We start from the raw sequence: 17,016 nt of genomic DNA, 5'->3' as shown, positions 1-17,016 counted from the left end.
AACTTTTTATAGGAAAATTATGCGATATGTTTATATTTCGCTAAGAAAGGAATTCGTCTCGCTACTAATGCATACATTTTGAATACAAGTTTCGCTATTGGTTCAAACATACGTGTACTTTGCATTACTAAAGCACTCGTAATAAGTGTTAAGAATGCTGCACCAAGTATATCTAAAGGATAATGAACACCTACGTACATACGTGATATACCGACTAGTACTGCCCATAATAGCGCGATATATTTCAGTTTTTCTCCTCTAAGAATAAATACGAAGGCGATTGAAAATACAAGTACAGAATGATCACTAACGAATGATGAATCTGCTGCATGTGGTACTAATTGATGTACATCATGTGATACGAACGGACGCGGATGGTAATATACCGCGTGTATAAGAACATTTACTAATAATGCAATAATAACCGAAAGCGTCGTATATAAAACTGTATATTGTTTTCTAATTGCCTTTTCTTTCTTTCCATTATTAAACCATAAGATAAACATAAATAGAACGGCTACGTATGCAGCGCTATTTGTAATAGCAATCATTAACGTATCTAATAGTTTGGATGAATCAGCAAAATTATTAAACCACTGAAATACTGTGTAATTCATTAAACTCTCTCCTTACATACAAGTGTTCTTGATTTACACAGTATACAATACCATTATGAAAATAGGCTTAAACTTTTTTCATCTAATTCTCATTTTACTATTACTCATGTGACAATTATTAAACAAATTTTATACGCTATTTATGTATAAAGCCGGTAAGCCTTTATAATAAGGCGGTTCGTATTTTTTTCATGTTTGAAATACATAACATATTCATTTAAATATACTAATTGCAAAATCATATTTTTTAATTCATTTGAAGTACAATATTTCCGAATTGTTCCCCATGTTCCATACGGCTTAGTGCTCGAATTGCTTCTTCTAACGAGTAAACCTTATCAATAATTGGTTTAATTTGATATTTTTCAATAAACTTTATCATCTCATTAAATTCCTCACGGCTACCCATGGATGTTCCCATAATATCAATTTGATTATAAAATAATGCGCGTAATGGTAATTCAATTTTATCTCCTGAGCTTGCACCAAAATTCACGATTCTTCCATTTGGTTTTAATACATCAAAATATTTCAAGAAAGTTGCCGGGCCTATACTATCTATTATTAAATCTACTTTTTCACCTTGTAAGCTCTCTTCCCAATTTCCGGTACTATTAAAAGAAATATCTGCACCATATTTTTCAGCAAGTTCCCTTTTATTCTCTACCCTTGAAGTAACACTCACTTTTGCGCCGATTGCTTTCGCGAATAACATGGCAAATGTAGCAACACCACCGCCTATTCCCGGAATTAAAACGTGTTCACCGCACTTCAATCTCCCTTTTGTAAAAAGCGCTCTATATGCAGTTAATGCAGATAAAGATAAAACACCTGATTCTTCCCAAGTAAGATATGACGGCTTTTCTACTACATTTTCAGCTGGTACAATTACATATTCAGCAAACGTTCCATCTTTCGGCCCACCTAGTACTTCCGGTAACTCCGGTACTTCAGTAGCATGTTCCCATCCAATACTAGGATTAATAATAACTTCTGTATGTAGTGTAATATTTGAAACTCCTTCTCCTATTTCTGTAACAATTCCTGAGCCATCTGAACCTATTACTAATGGTAGATCCATTTCTTTTCTATTGTTTATAATAAATAAATCCCTATGATTCAACCCTGCAGCTTTTAACTTTATTTTCACTTCACCTGCATTAGGACTTATCTCAGGTGAAAATTTATATTCTAACCCCTCTAATCCTTTTTCATATTGATGTACAATAGCTTTCATTGCTTAATTCCCCCTTAATATTTCCAATGTACTAGAAATATCAAAATAAATAAAATAGTTTGCCTCCAATAATTAGAAATTATATATTTTGTTATGAAAAAAATCCTCTCCCTATAAAAAGTATAGGAAGAGGTTTCAAAACTAGTTAGATAAGAATCTATAAATTTATTGAATTCTAGCCAATTCTAATATTTTTCGAATAAACGGCGCTTTTGCCTTTGTATATGAAACACGATCAAAAGCATATGTAATAGCAAGCCTCTCTTTTAATTCTCTATATTCTTTACGTGCCCATTCATTGCTTATTAGAAAGTCACGAAATAAAATATTGTTTCTCCACTCATCACTATTATAAATATAAATATGCAAATGATGAGTACCCGCTCTCCATTTTCCCTTTCTAAAAAAACGCCAATTCGTTGCATCTTTTGGAACATACTCATATCCAATTTCCGATAGAACTTCAATCCACTTTTCAGCTATTTGCAATCCTGTTACGCCAATCATCATATCAATAAGAGGTTTAGCTCCTAATCCTTCTACTGCTGTGCTCCCTATATGTTCAACAGCAATTATTTCTTGTCCTAACAAGGAACAAAATTTCTCTTTTTCTTTTATATACTCTTCACCCCAGTCTTTTTGATATGCTTTAATAACAATTTGTTGATCCATTGTATTCACCTCTTTATAAGTATTTATCATTATATTTATAAAATTTTATATTATTAGCATAGGATTTCCATAAAATATGTCGAATAGTGGAATGTACAACTTAATTATATTAAATGTGAGGTAATCTATGAAAGATAATTCAGTCGAAATTCAGTTAAATAACGTAACATTCCAATTAAAAGAATATCATAATTTTGATTGGCTTATTAAATTAGGGACCGTATTTGCAGTTTTTGACCAGCAAGATTCAGGGAATATAAGTTTTGGTGTAGAAAAAGATGGGCATAAGAAATTTATCAAATACGCAGGAGCACAAACAATTACATATGAAGGAACAACGGGTGATGCTATTAAAAGGCTAAAAAATTCAGTTACTATCTATGAAGATTTAAAGCATGAATCGCTCATAAGACTAATTGATCATTTTCCAGTTCAATCTGGATATGTATTAATTTTCGATTGGTTTGATGGTGAATGTCTTCATTCGCATTGGAGTTTCCCACCTCCTGAAAAATATAAAAATCCAAACTCTCCATTTTATAAATTTAGACATTTATCTGCTATAGAACGAATTCATTCCTTACATTCCATTTTTTCTTTCCATACTTATGTAGAAAAGAAAAACTATGTAGCAATAGATTTTTATGACGGTAGTATTTTATATAATTTTAATACAAACGAGACAAAAATTTGTGATATAGATTTATACAGTAAGAAACCTTACATAAATAGAATGGGCCGGCTATGGGGTTCCTCCCGTTTTATGTCACCAGAGGAATTTGAACTAAACGCAACAATTGATGAAAGAACAAATGTATTTAATATGGGAGCAATGGCTTTCTCACTTTTAGGCGGCGAAAAAGATCGTTCTTTTATAAAATGGGAAGCAAGTAAGGAATTATATGAGGTAGCGTATCGTGCTGTAAATAAAGGTCGCGCAGAACGGTATGCATCAGTTACAGAATTCTACGAAGCGTGGTTAAAAGCAGCTAACGCAGTAAAGATATAACCCTAAATTATTAAAAGAAATATAGAGTTTATACTATTGTCATGTATATTAAAAATAGTTTTATGAGCGTTTCGTACTAGTGTGTTCTAATTGATTATGGCTATTATTGAGGAAGACATATCAGCGATAATTTATGTCTATTTTGTATAAGTGTTAGCAAGTTCGTTTGCAAACTTGTTAGCACTTTTTTGTTTAAATAATTCACACATTCTTTCTTTACATACTGATTATACTTCCAATTGTGTACTAATGTGTGAGTTTAACTCCCCATATTTTAAACAAAATGGATGGTACAGGGTGATGACAATATAAATATTTCTTTTTCCTTCTATTGCAATTTTTGAAAAGGCCTATTCTCTCACATCAGGCTCTTTTATTTATAAAAAAAGATTATTTTATGTAGATTACTATAAGCATCCATAAAGCCAAAGCACCAATAATAGCGAGTACTATACGTGTAGATAGTATCCTTACTTCAAAGTCTGTTTTCTTGGAGAGTTCAGGATATGCAATTATGTAAATTCCCTTTAATAATGCAAGCCATGCAATAACCGTTAGGAATCCCTGCCAGTTGAATCCCCATACATTATGTAGAATTACAGTACCTAATCCTAGGAAAATCGATAGAAAACCATATATAATACCAAACCCTCTGTTTTCAACCACTAATCTTTTCAAGTCACGTAGCACCGATGGACGGACGAAAAGTATTCCCGATACGATAACCGTCATCCATCCCCAGAACAGCCCTAAAAAAGAACTAGTTTCCATTATTATTTCACTCCTCTCAATTATATTTATATTTCAGATATTCCTTCCTTTAGAACAATTTCAGCACTTTTATGTGTAGGTTAAAGTCTGCTCTTTTTTAATACAAACATTCCGTATTCAATGTCCGTACTTAATCACACCATTTCTCTAACTTTTATAAACGACGTACTCCTTTACGATCAATGTTCATTCTCCCTTTTGATTAAAATAGCGCTTTTATTAAAAGTTTCTATCTTTACATCATTCCCTATCTGCTTCTACTGTGCCAAAGCTTGTACTATTTGCATACGCTATTAATAAGTAAGAAGATAGGAGGTGTAAATAGAATGTCTTGCATTATCACAGGGTTAACTCAGCCACTTTGTTTAACTCTTATTTATAATATTTCTAACGGTAAACTTGTATCCTCCTCCGTTGAGTGCGGATCATGTTCACTATCAACAGAATTTGATTATGATAGTAAGAATCTAGTTATTAGAGTGCCATTTACTGGTGAAGGTACACTTGTATTTAATAATAATTCCGAAGCAAGTTGCGTCACAACGAATATAACTCAACCTTAATCAAATCTATTTATTCTTAGGGAAAAGTAGAATTATACTTCTATCCCACCCTTCTCCCTCCTTTAATAATGTAAAACTCGCATTGATAATTCAAATAACGATTTTGTTTCAAAATTGCACCATCATAAAAAACATACATAAAATATGATGTGAACCTTTTTTTCAATATACATCTTAGTCATAGGGCGCTTTAAAAAGCGCTCTTTAGTTTTGAAATAAAGAATTTGTTCGCTTTTTTGTTACATTTATGAAACATTCATATGTTATCTTCAGTACGTTCTTTTCTCTTTATAATGCCGTGTGAGATATGCTCAGATTTGAAGCCCTAGCCCCCCTAAATCTAGGACTTCTCTATTCAAATAACGTTTTTATTTATATTTAATCCCCCCCTTTATCCAAATAGATTCAAAATTATCTATTTAGCATATATAATACTTTTAAACAATTTAAATTCTATACATAAGTAATGGAGGCTTTAAAATGGGGAGTGTCCCAAATTTAACACCACAACAATCAATCTCAAAAAAACAAATGAACCCTAATAAGAATCAACAAACGAATAAAAAGCTAAGACGTCGTCTGTTATTAACACTTGCTTTTATGCTACCTATGGTTATTTCCATTCAAATCTGCATTTACAAACAAGAAGATATGATTCAAGAAAAACAAATTACAATTAATAAAGAAAAGAAAAAATTGTCTGAATTAGAACTAATAGGACGTTATTTTGAAAACGATGTTGAAACTTTAACAGAGAGCGAAGAAGGTATTTTAAAGTTCGCAAGGAAACTATATGGATTCTCCAGACCTAATGAAACTATATTTCAAATAGCTGAATAACTTTTCAATACATAAGCGATTGTCATGAATTAAGGAGTGAGTTAATGATCATCGCTTTTTATCAAAATTCTATCAAATAACTATTTTATTAAAACATTTCACCTTTTAACTGGACAAGCATATATTATTGTATGGAGTCATCCACTCATAGAAATCTACCTTTCTTGTCCAAGAGCACGCTTATATGCGTGCTCTTTTTGAATGTATATAAAGACTTCACATACATTAGAAATATACATACAATACTCTTGATCATCTCATTATTTTCATTGAGTATCATTTTCACTACACTCCTTGGTCATCAAGCGCCTTTCTTCCAAGATACTCTTTAATTTTAAAATAACGCTTTTATAAAATTTCATTGCTAAATTCCTCACTTGTCCATTTCACCTTGTTTAACATCTACATTTACTATTCTAATTTCTTACCTAAACCTAAGAACGAGTACAACTATTCTTCATAAAGCTCAGTATCTTGAGTTGCACGAAATTCCGACACAGGTACATATACATTGTTAAATTAATTGACTAACGTACTTGCGGTATAAATGTTTGCATTATGTTCTAATAATTTCAGGTTATATTCATTATGATTGAATCCAATGCGGTTCCCTAATGAAGCTATAAAATGGAATCCATCTACATATTCCATTAAAATGACTTCTTTTTCACTAGGACCTTTATTACTCCAATGCTTAAAGCAACTTGTTTCATTTGCAAGCTCTCCAATTTCAAGTTGTAAAGCAAGGATTAAATTGTAAAATGATTTTTCCTCTTCCTATTTAGCAAATCCCTAATCCTATCGGACGATTTTTAATTAAATCCTGGTCGGCTTAATCTATTACAAGGAGAGAAACCTCTGCTTGGTTACTTTTGGATTAGTTTATGTCTTAATGTTAAAAGCACATGCTCCAAGATGGTTAGCTAGTGTTTTAGAAACCACATGTACTATTGCAGCTATTTATCAAACGCTTTTAATTTTTTTCCATGAACACAGTAAAAAAGAGGCCCTATGGTATTATCCCCTATAGGTAGACAGTAAAAAAAGAGTCCATCACTCATGTTACACAGTACGAAAATTATGAGTAACTGTATAGGGATACCACCAGCATTTTGCAAAATAACCTACGCTATGCGGAAAAATAAAATAACCTGCCCATATGGACAGCTTATTTACATAATTATCGATTATTGGTAGTTAATACATCTAGAAGTCTACAAAAATATCCTCCAGTTAAGTACTCTGGAGGATATTTATATTTACATAATTATTCTTAAAAGAAGCCACACAAAATGAAACCTCTTTAGCTCCCAAAAGGTTTACTCTTATCTATTGATAACTGTACATCGTCTTGCTCCTCTACAGATTAAACGCTCGGCTTCTCTTAATGAAATTGGAACAAGTACAGCTTCATCAACATCGTCTTCTACATCAAAAACCGCAAATGCTTCCCCACCCACGATTAAAACACAAATGAATTCTACTTCTAAATCATCATGAGACCTAGGAATACAATTAGAAATAGTACAACGTTGAATACCCCCTGCTAACAATGTTCTAGCTTCTTGCTCAGATATTCGAATAAAAACAAATTCCTCTATGGCTACATTTCCAACTTCCACTTCAATTTCTACTAGAAGAAAGAATCTGTTTCTAATTCTCACTATACAATTTGCCCCAATTGAAATAATATCTTCATTCATTCTTTTCACCTCCTTTAATACTATATAATTCATAAAGAGGTGAAATGGTGTGGACAAGCAAACAAAAAAGTTGTTTTTTGAAATGTGAGACATCAGTTAACAACTATCATCAAAAAAACAGAAAAAACAACCTACACGACAGGTAGTTTTCTCTGTTTTTAGCCTGTATACAATATTCAAACCCAATTAACATAACGTCTCATTACCGGTAGCAATGAAAAGAGGAAACCGTATGCTTTGACATCCCTATTTCGTTATAAACCATATGATCACATACGTCCTCTTCTTCTAAATAACGTTTCTAAATAATATCTCTTTGAATGCTTCCTGCACGTCCGTTCCCTAATCGATTTAGAAACTGATCAATACGACATTCTTTCAAGCCACTCTTCTCGTTTGCTCTGTTGAATATTTGCTATAGCAACATCTTCTAATGGTTTTCCAACTGCATGTGTAGGACCGTGCTCACGTATTTCATAAGAAGGAGTGACTTTCATTTCCTTACGCATCATCCCAAGTTTCCTATGTATACGTATGCTTTCCAACACACCTTCTAATTCTTCTTGTGTCGCTGTTCTATCAATTTTTGGTAAGAAAGATAATTGTTTAGTCATGTAAGACCACTCCTTTTTATGTTTTAATTACTTTTGTCTTAATGCTCCACGTCTTAGTTCATAACAAGGTCTATGCATCCCCATTAAATCCTCAATTTCACAAGTGCTAAATTTCTCTTTTCGTTTTTTCTTCTTTCCTTACTTAGATTTCTTTTTCCATTCACGTAATTGATCCTTTAACGCCTTCATTTCTCCATCTCCCTTTTCAAAATAAAAAGACCACCTATTCCTAAAACAGCCTTACTTGCTGCTTTAATGAATTAGTTTCCTTTAATTTTCTAGCCTGACTGTATTTATTTTGGGATAATTGACTGTATGAAAAGATTCATCCATGCTTTATCTAATCTTTCTTTCTCATATTTTTGTATAGCCTTTGTGCGACGAGAAATTGCTTTTTTTAATTTCTTCTTCTTTAAATTATTCAATCCTCTCACTCCTTCTTACGAAACACTTTTACTCTCCATTTTTGGGTGTTTTCATTAATTTAATACCTTATTACATTCAAAAAACTGATTGAATGTGAATGGTACCTATTTAACTTCAAAAGGATTATTTTGTTCAGTTGTCTCCATTACATACAATAAACGTGCTTCATGATATAATATTTTCTTTTACATAAATCAACTATTTTTTGTAAAAGAAAATATTATGAAAAAATCGATTATCGCTATCATGTATTGTTCTCTTTTAACAACATTTTCTTATTTATCTATTAAAACTGTACTTTTATCCGCTACTATCTCTACTTCATTCCCTAATCTTCATTTCTTTGTTGGCATGTTCGGATTAACCTTTGGCAATTGACTATTCGTATTTGGAATACGAAAATATATTTTGTTTGCCACGGAAGATGAAAAAGAACGCCTAAAACTTAAAACCAGGTTTTCTATCATTTCAGTTTTATCTTGCTACGCTGCAACTCTGTTATTTTTTATTTAATTCAGTCTACAGTTTGTACATATACTATTTCTGCCCCCCCTGAATAAAACCCACTATTCCATTAATAATGTAAATACAGTTTCTGATTTCCCTTAATACCCGAGGGCTTAGCAACTAGTTTTTATTAGCTACTCTTTTATTTAGTTACTGCTTCTATTTCTTAAAGAAATTCTTTAACTATATTTCCCTAATAAGGACAAATTCTTTAATCCGTCTCGAATAAAATAAATAATTTGGCATATAATATCTATGCATCTAGATTTTTTACCTCTGTATGGAGCAGTTAGGCTGGGCTAACTGCTCTTTTATTGAATAAATTTCTAAAAAGTGTTAACAATATAACTACACCAAGGTTGAGTACGAATGACCATTTCGTTATTCTTATTCACTAGGGCAGTTAGCTCTTGCAGCTGCCTTTTTTTAGTTTACCCGAATAAAGTTTCAAATTATGTCCCATACTATAAATGAGCTGATACAGCTTGAATTCGCAGTGACCTCTGTAATGTTCTTTCCCTTTCTCTGAGGGATGAGCAGTTAGCGCTTGTTAACTGCTCTTTTGTATTGAGCAAATAATAAAATTTTGTTCTTATTTCTTTTTCAAGCCACATACTTCATACCTACTCGTTACGCTCATAAGAGTTACCTCCTATCTGAAAGTGCACTGATGCATGGTGCTCTTTTTTAATTTCCTTATTTCTACAAAATGAAATTATTATTAAGTTGCACCCACATAACATGTTGAGTTTTGTGCATACTATAACTGTAACTTAAAGTTACATATCCAAACTTGTAGGGCCTAATTTCTTTTGTACAACAAGTAGTTAGCTAATTAGAGCTGGCTGCTTTGTTGTGCAAAAGAAGATTTTTATTTCTCAACAACCATTATTGGAATTAAAATCCCAATAATGGTAATATGAAAGTAACTTTCAGTCATAATTTTTAACATGTCAAATGTTATTCCCTTTTAAAAGGTCCTGTGTCAATCAGGGCCTTTTAAACTTGCTCCCTATTAAAATAGCTTTTTTATTTAAATTCACCTTTTTTTTGAATTTGAATTTACTAATACTTTTGTATTAAAATCCACTAGGATATTTATTTGAAATTTATTTTTGGAGGCTTTGTGAATAATCAAAACAACAATGAAACAAACAAAATCAATAGACTATTGGCAAATTCCCTATTGTTATCACCACTATTAATACCTATCTTGGTCTCTTCAGTTATTATTATTGGAATGAAACAATTAATGCCTAATGAAAAATCCAATACATAATGTCATTATTGACATTATGTATTGGATTTTTCATAGTTGGGATCACCTTCTCTTTCGTATTACGCGTATTCAAACTATCTGAAGAAAAGCTAAAAGAATTAGGTTTCTTAGGGTTTACAATTTCAATTGTTAGTACCTTCCTGACAATGTATGTCGGATATTTTTGGCTAGTAAAACTTAATTTCACAGCAGTGCAATTAACACCACATGCCGTGTTAATCTTTGCGATTTTATCTACAATTCTTTTAGAGACATTATTTAAACTGATTGATAAATTTGATACAACTTATGCTAATGAAACACTTGAATAGATATTAAAAAGATTATCTCAGAGCACATATAAACATGTGCTCTTTTTTTCTTGTTATGAAATACAGATTTTTGTATAAAACCACACCTATCTAAGAAACATACATACAATATGATATGAACCCTTTTTTCAAAAAAAGATTTGGTTATAAAGCACCTTCCTCCCAAAGCGCTCTTTTTATTTGTAAATAAACATTTTGCTCAAATATACTCAAAACATATGTATTTACTAGGATAAGCATTATACTAGAGCAAGAATTATTTTATCCATGTTTATAAGGAGGGGTTTTTATTAAGACAACTTTAATTTCCCATTTCTACAATGAAGAGTATCTACTCCCATGGTGGCTAATGCACCATACAAAACTATTTGATCACGGTATTCTTATTAATCGAGGATCTACTGATCGCTCAGTAGAAATATGTAAATTATTTGCGCCTCATTGGGAAATCCGAGATTCAAAAGTATTAGAGTTTGATGCTATATTAGTTGATAAAGAGATAATGGAAATAGAAAAAGAAATTAAGGGGTGGAAAATGGTTTTAAATACCACTGAATTTCTTTGCTGTTTTGATAAGGAAGCCTTTTTCTCATCTCTTGTCACTTTAAGGAAAAACATGTATGCTATTAGGACTATTCTGATGGTAGATGACCCTACTCATGGTTATTCCAATCCGAGATACGGAATTCCCCTTGTCAAACAGCGTTATCATGGGAGAATACTCCACCCTACTCCACCTGCCCCTTACTACGGAGGTAGACTAATCCACAATTATTCGCATGGTAACTATATAGCCGGAAGGCATTGGTCAAATCATTCCTTTATCGTTTACATGTGCCCTGCTTTCGTTTTAAAATTCTTTTACAGTCCATGGAACATAGCTATGAAAAATCGAAAATTACAAATTGGTCCAACCCTTTCTAAACATAGCATACAGAAGGGATTAGGTACGCATCACCTAGTTACACTAGCTGAATTAGAAACAAAATATAAATTCTTTGCAAGTACAACTGTTGACCTTCGATTAATCTCAGAATATCAAGTTTTATTCCCAGATTTATGTTTCCCTAACCATTAATACATCTAAAAAGAACATTTTGGAACTCCCTATGCAACCCTTGCTTTTGAGTGAGTACCAACTCTTATTAAAATAGTGTTTTTGTTCAAATTAACGACCATAAAATTAGGCAAATTTACCAGTATTTTTACCGGGAAAATTCATGATATGGTTAATTAGTCGAGTACATCATTACTTGGCACTTACCCTTAGAAGCCCCGTCGACAATCGGGGGTTCTTTTATCAATATATATTTGTCAAAATAGTTTGTTGAGTGTTAAAATATCATAGATTCTCCTTAGGGAGTTTTCATGTAATTAAACAAGAGTTTACAAGTTCTCGAATCTTAGTCCCTTGGAGCGCCCTTCAAGGGGCTGAACTAATTAAAATAACGATTTTGTTCACTTTTTTGATACATTTATGAAACATTCATGTGTTATCTTCAGTACATTCTATTCTTTTTATAAAATCGTGTGAGATATACCAACACAAGACGCCTTAGGGCCCTAACTCTAGGGCTTCTTCATTTAAATAAAGAGTTTGTTTGAACCCATTCACCAATTTCATACTTTTACATACTTTAATACTACCTTTCTGTATTATATGAGTTCGTCACTTTCGTTATAATGAGGTATAAAGAGTGCTCTTGATTAGCGCTCTTTTTTATTTGTTGTTAAATGAGGATTTTGTTTAAATTTCTTTAACCTTATTAATTCATTTGCATACAGTATTATCACAAGAAATTCAATAAGTGCTCCGGTCTAGTTACCTTGAATTTCTTGCAAACCTTGTGGAAAGAATCCGTTTATAACAAACGGGTTCTTTTATCTATTCACCTTTTAACTGGACAAGCATATGTTATTGTATGGAGGCATCCACTCATAGAAATCTATCTTTCTTATCCAAGAGCACATATATTGTGCTCTTTTTTATGCCCAAATAACTATCTTATTATGTTTCCTAACTTACAGTAATGTCCTTAAAAAACATTCATATATATTTATCAGATGCACTTTTAAATCCCAGAGTATCAAATACTTTTAAGAGTTGACTGACCAATAATATTCGACTTATCTTTAAAAACTAATTAAAAATAACTTAGATACAAAAAAGGTACATTTTATATAGGATAAAAAATTAACTTACGTAAAGGAGCTTGATTATTTGTGAATTATCAAAATGATAACAACTCTAACATTCACAAACCTTGTTCTTGTCCATCTCCCACGGCTAACAGTTTAAATGTTGTTCAAACTACCCCAACAATAGTTTCTGTAAATTCTGCAATTCCACTAGATACCGTGGTAAATTCTAATGGAACGGCAATCTTATTCACACCACCAACAACTGTTTTACTTGAAGGTGGAAGAACCTATTTGGTAATCTATGAAGTGCAAGTTATTATTCAACCAGGAGGTAATTCGGCAGGTATCACTATGTATCTGAATAATAATCCAATCATTGGCTCAGGTACTTCTCTAGGATATACTGCAGGATTTACTTCTGTATCAGCACCCGCCATTTTCACTACACCTCCAGGTTTACCAAGTACACTTACTGTTAATGTAGGCCCATATTCTAGTCCATTAAATACATTAGGCTTAACTCTTGCTGTTGTAGCATTAACATAATAAAATGTAAAACTCTCTAAAATGATTTTATTTGTCCCTTAACTGTCTATTGTGCTAGCCTCTAAGAACTCCACATAACTACATAGAGAAAAAGAACATTATTTGGTTCGATAGTCATAGGTGACTCGGCTAGCACAATAGCTGAGTCACCTATTTATCTATAACAAAATAAAGCTTTTGTTTAATTTATTACTTGTTCTTTTTAATGCATTTTTCTATTACAATTCATTTTCATGTTATAATTACCAACAGTACATATTTTAATAGGCACAACAAATCTCATAAATATAGGAGGACCTTAATGATCCTAACTCAAGAAAAGAACATAAAATTAATTATGCATTTTCTTACATCATTATCTTTTTTTATTCTTATTTTCTTTGGTGTCACAATTTTTTATATACCTTTGGTTTTCTATTTTGTATGTAAATCACAAAACATTCGAAAAAATATCCTTGAAGCTGTTTTTTACCAACTATTCATTTGGATAATTACAGTAATTTGGAATCTTTTTATAATAAGAATCTTAATGCTATTTTGGTCTAATTTAGACTTGGCTTCAAATAACGCTTTGTTTATTTTCGGGGTAGCTCCTTTATATCTAATACTGTTTCTCTTGTTAATTTTTGGACCTATAAAAGGAATTTTATATGTGCTACAAGAAAAAGACTTTCATTATCCTATTATTTCTAAATGGATTAACAAATAAAAATATGTGTAGAAGAATTCAGAGTTTTACTGAATTCTTTTTTTATGGCTCTTTCAAAATCTTTTACATCTTCCTTCATTCCTTCTTTTTAATAAAATCCAATTTCATACCAATTAATTGACTAACATTGAATTTTTTGGGATTTCATGATAATATTTAACTATAATATCATTACCCTCATACAAGGAGTTATGAGCCTTTCCACTCATGGCTCTTTTTTATTACGATTTTCACTTCACATCTACAAGATTTTGACTAGCTTCTCAACTAAATCCGTCTGGGCATCTTGTTGCTAATTTAGGTATGTTCTTTTTGGAAATATACCCCAAGGTATATCCCGTTTCGTGAGACATGATTAAAATGTAGTACAGGATGTCCCCTCCTAGCTCTAAAGCGATTTTATGCGTATTTCCTACTTCTCCTGGACACTGAGCTCGATCAAATCTATGACCATGAAAAATAGCTTTTTTACAACATCAGCTACCTAACCAGCTCCAGCTTTTCCCGTAAGCCCTAATGCTGCATTTAAAACACGTCGACCAAAATCGTTATTTGTATTCCATGTACGTAATGCGGCTTCTTGATATTGATCTAATTCACTAATCTGATTGATATTCATTACAGCTGGTCCTCCTTTTGATTTATTGATTAATTTTGTTACTCCAAACACACCGTTTTCTATTGCTTTCATTTTGATGTCTCCTTCTTATTTAACAAATCCCTAATCTATCGGACGATTTCCAATTAAATACTTATCAGCCTATTCTATTACGAGGAGCGCAACCTTCGTTTGATACGTCCTTAACGCTTATTCCATATTTAGCAAGCTCATACATTGACTCCACATTTCACGAAAACGAATTACATCTCTTTCATCTCAAATAAAGTTAGCTTCTTCTAAATCAATGTAAACCCTTACTGGAATTACTACACGACCTAGCTCGTCCACTTTTCTTGCAACACCTGTTTTTTCATACCTTACTCCCCTTTAGTATTTTTATATTTATTTAGAATCTCATCCAAACGTTTCTTATTATGAATGGGTTCTGCTTATCAAGATTAGGATTTAATTAATTGTAATAAATCGGGTGGGGGGTTATACAGAAATGCTTTCAGGGAAAAGGTTTATAAGGAAATAAAAAATGCAGCAGTGAAAAAAATTAAAACTCATAATTTAAGACATACACACGCAACTATACTATTGAAACAAGGAGTTAATCCTAAAATTATCAGTGAGAGATTAGGTTATACAGACATTTCATTAACTCTTAAGATTTATTCTCATGTTTTACCGAGCATGCAGGAAGAAGGCGTAAAAAATTTTGGTGAAAATATCTTTGGATAGCTAACGTTTGCAGAATGTTTGCATTTTATATCAAAAAGCCAAACAAATCTTGTATTAACAAGGTTTATTCACTTTAACATATGTTATCATGTATAATACATATGTTAAGTAAATTCAGAATAACGAGGCAAATATTATGGACTTTGTTTATATTAATCAAAACGTGTTAAATAATCTTCTATACATTTTATGTAGTATATTTGTTTTTTATTTCATATATGATAGCCGGCACTATTTAAAGAAATATAAAATACTACTGATTACCCTTTGTTCTAGTATTCCGCTTATTTTATGTATGCGATACCCTATCTATATGGATGAAAGTTGTATTCATGATTTAAGACAAATTCCGGTCATAATAGCTACGCTTTATGGTGGATTCCCTGTCGGTATCATATTATTTACAATTTTATTAATTACAAGATTTATATTTTATGGATTTAATATGCTAACAGTCGTTGTTTACGGAATAATGTTCATCGTTACAGCACTCGCATCTTCAAAATTTAATACATATAATAGAAAACTTAAAGTAGCTTTTTCCATGTTTTTAACCTTTTTCCTAGCAATATTTACAACTTTAATTGTATTAACTTTATCAGATTTTGAAGTGAATAATTTGTATATTATTTATTTCATGGTATTACCGACTACTTTAATGTTATTTATTGTTTATATAAATGAAGTTATAAAGGATGCTGTATTAATGCGCTCAAAATTAATTAAAATGGAAAAAATGGAGATTGTTAGCCAACTCGCTGCAAGTATATCGCACGAAGTAAGGAATCCCTTAACGGTTGTAAAAGGATTTACACAGCTTTTAAAAACACCAAATTTAACTCCTGAATCAAGAGACGAATATATTAAACATATACTTGAAGAGTTAAATCGTGCCCAAGAAATTATCGATGATTACTTAACGTTTGCCAAACCTGCTCCAGAAAAATTAGATCAAATTTCAGTAAAACAAGAGTTAAATCGAGTTATTAATATGATATTGCCATTGTGTAATATGAATACGATACATATTACACAGGATTTTTCTGAGGCAACCATTGTTGGTAATAAACAGCACTTTCAACAATGTTTTTTAAACTTAATAAAAAACAGTATTGAAGCAATGCCTAATGGTGGTACCTTAAATATTTCCTCATCTATCAATAATAGTAAAGTTGAAATACGAATTGAAGATAGCGGAGTTGGAATGTCACAGGAGCAAATACATCGATTCGGTGAACCGTATTTTAGTACAAAAACAAAAGGAACCGGTTTAGGTACAATGGTTGCTGTTAAGATTATTGAGACGATGCATGGAAGTTTAAAGATCCGGAGTATCGTTAGTAAAGGAACGACTTTAACGATTACGTTCCCGAAATATAGTGAGAATACGCATTTAAACAAATAAAAAAGGAGCATAGTTGCTCCTTTTTTATTTGTTTCGATACATAAGTATCTTCAATGTTTTTTTAGTTTACATTTGTGAAGACTAATTAAAAATTAGTATCCTCCGCCCCAGCAGCTGCATCCTACAATTATTAATAGAATGAATAACACAACTAGTAAAGCGAAACCTCCACCAAAACCACAAGAACCACCGTAACTCATATTTTCTCCTCCTTTTGGTTTGAAAACTAATAGGTAGTTGATCATTTTAAACTGGTTCGTATTATACATTATGTATATATCCCTTTTTTGAGCATGTCTACATAAAAATAAGTAAAAGCA

14 protein-coding genes and 6 pseudogenes are annotated in these 17,016 nt (G+C 31.7%); 9 read left to right on the top strand and 11 right to left on the bottom strand.

Annotated elements, in window-relative coordinates:
- Positions 1-17 precede the first annotated feature (17 nt).
- The 3 genes from M1D73_RS13280 to M1D73_RS13270 form a co-directional block, all read right to left on the bottom strand.
- Positions 18-617: an undecaprenyl-diphosphatase gene (locus tag M1D73_RS13280; RefSeq protein ID WP_121868625.1), complete on the bottom strand. Its 600-nt coding sequence runs from the start codon at positions 615-617 to the stop codon at positions 18-20.
- A 247-nt stretch (positions 618-864) separates the two neighbouring features.
- Positions 865-1,854 carry a zinc-binding dehydrogenase gene (locus M1D73_RS13275; protein WP_000644512.1) on the bottom strand — a complete coding sequence of 330 codons (990 nt, stop codon included), beginning with the start codon at positions 1,852-1,854 and terminating at the stop codon, positions 865-867.
- 165 nt (positions 1,855-2,019) lie between these two features.
- Positions 2,020-2,526, bottom strand: coding sequence for a GrpB family protein (locus M1D73_RS13270; protein WP_121868624.1), 507 nt, complete (start codon positions 2,524-2,526; stop codon positions 2,020-2,022).
- 127 nt (positions 2,527-2,653) lie between these two features.
- Here M1D73_RS13270 and M1D73_RS13265 point away from each other — a divergent pair, with 127 nt between their 5' ends.
- Positions 2,654-3,535, top strand: a complete 882-nt coding sequence (locus tag M1D73_RS13265; protein ID WP_121868623.1) for a protein kinase domain-containing protein — start codon at positions 2,654-2,656, stop codon at positions 3,533-3,535.
- Between the two features lie 390 nt (positions 3,536-3,925).
- On the opposite strand, the gene M1D73_RS13260 is transcribed toward M1D73_RS13265, so the two are convergent.
- The gene (locus tag M1D73_RS13260; RefSeq protein ID WP_121868622.1) at positions 3,926-4,306 is read right to left on the bottom strand and encodes a hypothetical protein; all 381 of its coding nucleotides are present in this window, start codon (positions 4,304-4,306) and stop codon (positions 3,926-3,928) included.
- 326 nt (positions 4,307-4,632) lie between these two features.
- Between M1D73_RS13260 and M1D73_RS13255 the strand changes: the two genes are divergently transcribed.
- Together M1D73_RS13255 and M1D73_RS13250 are read left to right on the top strand one after the other, a co-directional pair.
- Positions 4,633-4,869, top strand: coding sequence for a hypothetical protein (locus M1D73_RS13255; RefSeq protein ID WP_113305000.1), 237 nt, complete (start codon positions 4,633-4,635; stop codon positions 4,867-4,869).
- Positions 4,870-5,349: 480 nt separating this feature from the next.
- Positions 5,350-5,709, top strand: coding sequence for an FtsB family cell division protein (locus M1D73_RS13250; RefSeq protein ID WP_088344389.1), 360 nt, complete (start codon positions 5,350-5,352; stop codon positions 5,707-5,709).
- A 453-nt stretch (positions 5,710-6,162) separates the two neighbouring features.
- On the opposite strand, the pseudogene M1D73_RS13245 reads toward M1D73_RS13250, so the two are convergent.
- The 4 genes and pseudogenes from M1D73_RS13245 to M1D73_RS13230 all read right to left on the bottom strand — a co-directional run.
- Positions 6,163-6,486, bottom strand: a pseudogene (locus M1D73_RS13245) (dUTP diphosphatase); the annotation flags it as partial.
- Between the two features lie 548 nt (positions 6,487-7,034).
- Positions 7,035-7,412 carry a hypothetical protein gene (locus tag M1D73_RS13240; RefSeq protein WP_001001284.1) on the bottom strand — a complete coding sequence of 126 codons (378 nt, stop codon included), beginning with the start codon at positions 7,410-7,412 and terminating at the stop codon, positions 7,035-7,037.
- 229 nt (positions 7,413-7,641) lie between these two features.
- Positions 7,642-8,026: pseudogene (locus tag M1D73_RS13235) on the bottom strand (ArpU family phage packaging/lysis transcriptional regulator); the annotation flags it as partial.
- A 293-nt stretch (positions 8,027-8,319) separates the two neighbouring features.
- A complete protein-coding gene (locus tag M1D73_RS13230) occupies positions 8,320-8,451 on the bottom strand; it encodes a DUF3983 domain-containing protein (protein WP_121868621.1) in 132 nt (43 codons plus the stop codon).
- A 1,634-nt stretch (positions 8,452-10,085) separates the two neighbouring features.
- Between M1D73_RS13230 and M1D73_RS13225 the strand changes: the two are divergent.
- From M1D73_RS13225 to M1D73_RS13210, 4 genes and pseudogenes are all read left to right on the top strand, one after another.
- Positions 10,086-10,549: pseudogene (locus M1D73_RS13225) on the top strand (epimerase).
- 349 nt (positions 10,550-10,898) lie between these two features.
- Entirely contained in the window at positions 10,899-11,627 is a 729-nt protein-coding gene (locus M1D73_RS13220; protein WP_240691057.1) for a glycosyltransferase family 2 protein, read from the top strand.
- A gap of 1,145 nt (positions 11,628-12,772) precedes the next feature.
- Positions 12,773-13,237, top strand: a complete 465-nt coding sequence (locus M1D73_RS13215; RefSeq protein ID WP_017673491.1) for a hypothetical protein — start codon at positions 12,773-12,775, stop codon at positions 13,235-13,237.
- Between the two features lie 301 nt (positions 13,238-13,538).
- Entirely contained in the window at positions 13,539-13,946 is a 408-nt protein-coding gene (locus M1D73_RS13210; RefSeq protein WP_121868619.1) for a magnetosome magnetite crystal formation protein family, read from the top strand.
- A gap of 263 nt (positions 13,947-14,209) precedes the next feature.
- Here M1D73_RS13210 and M1D73_RS13205 read toward each other — a convergent pair.
- Positions 14,210-14,637: pseudogene (locus M1D73_RS13205) on the bottom strand (nucleoside triphosphate pyrophosphohydrolase family protein).
- Positions 14,638-14,706: 69 nt separating this feature from the next.
- Positions 14,707-14,895: pseudogene (locus M1D73_RS13200) on the bottom strand (hypothetical protein).
- 114 nt (positions 14,896-15,009) lie between these two features.
- On the opposite strand from M1D73_RS13200, the pseudogene M1D73_RS13195 reads away from it, so the two are divergent.
- Together M1D73_RS13195 and M1D73_RS13190 are read left to right on the top strand one after the other, a co-directional pair.
- Positions 15,010-15,291 (top strand): annotated as a pseudogene (locus M1D73_RS13195) (tyrosine-type recombinase/integrase); the annotation flags it as partial.
- A 136-nt stretch (positions 15,292-15,427) separates the two neighbouring features.
- Positions 15,428-16,696, top strand: coding sequence for a sensor histidine kinase (locus M1D73_RS13190; RefSeq protein WP_121868618.1), 1,269 nt, complete (start codon positions 15,428-15,430; stop codon positions 16,694-16,696).
- Between the two features lie 92 nt (positions 16,697-16,788).
- Here M1D73_RS13190 and M1D73_RS13185 read toward each other — a convergent pair whose 3' ends face one another.
- Entirely contained in the window at positions 16,789-16,896 is a 108-nt protein-coding gene (locus M1D73_RS13185) for a YjcZ family sporulation protein (RefSeq protein WP_000120182.1), read from the bottom strand.
- Positions 16,897-17,016 lie beyond the last annotated feature (120 nt).

The organism is Bacillus sp. PK3-067 (assembly GCF_056738645.1).
The sequence above is the reverse complement of the archived record's forward strand: the minus strand, read 5'-3'. Positions and strand labels throughout refer to the sequence as shown.

What these genes read in the sequence shown, in the direction of transcription:
- M1D73_RS13280 (WP_121868625.1), bottom strand. Translation starts at nt 617, where the DNA reads ATGAATTACACAGTATTTCAGTGGTTTAATAATTTTGCTGATTCATCC.
- M1D73_RS13275 (WP_000644512.1), bottom strand. Translation starts at nt 1,854, where the DNA reads ATGAAAGCTATTGTACATCAATATGAAAAAGGATTAGAGGGGTTAGAA.
- M1D73_RS13270 (WP_121868624.1), bottom strand. Translation starts at nt 2,526, where the DNA reads ATGGATCAACAAATTGTTATTAAAGCATATCAAAAAGACTGGGGTGAA.
- M1D73_RS13265 (WP_121868623.1), top strand. Translation starts at nt 2,654, where the DNA reads ATGAAAGATAATTCAGTCGAAATTCAGTTAAATAACGTAACATTCCAA.
- M1D73_RS13260 (WP_121868622.1), bottom strand. Translation starts at nt 4,306, where the DNA reads ATGGAAACTAGTTCTTTTTTAGGGCTGTTCTGGGGATGGATGACGGTT.
- M1D73_RS13255 (WP_113305000.1), top strand. Translation starts at nt 4,633, where the DNA reads ATGTCTTGCATTATCACAGGGTTAACTCAGCCACTTTGTTTAACTCTT.
- M1D73_RS13250 (WP_088344389.1), top strand. Translation starts at nt 5,350, where the DNA reads ATGGGGAGTGTCCCAAATTTAACACCACAACAATCAATCTCAAAAAAA.
- M1D73_RS13240 (WP_001001284.1), bottom strand. Translation starts at nt 7,412, where the DNA reads ATGAATGAAGATATTATTTCAATTGGGGCAAATTGTATAGTGAGAATT.
- M1D73_RS13220 (WP_240691057.1), top strand. Translation starts at nt 10,899, where the DNA reads ATGCACCATACAAAACTATTTGATCACGGTATTCTTATTAATCGAGGA.
- M1D73_RS13210 (WP_121868619.1), top strand. Translation starts at nt 13,539, where the DNA reads ATGATCCTAACTCAAGAAAAGAACATAAAATTAATTATGCATTTTCTT.
- M1D73_RS13190 (WP_121868618.1), top strand. Translation starts at nt 15,428, where the DNA reads ATGGACTTTGTTTATATTAATCAAAACGTGTTAAATAATCTTCTATAC.
- M1D73_RS13185 (WP_000120182.1), bottom strand. Translation starts at nt 16,896, where the DNA reads ATGAGTTACGGTGGTTCTTGTGGTTTTGGTGGAGGTTTCGCTTTACTA.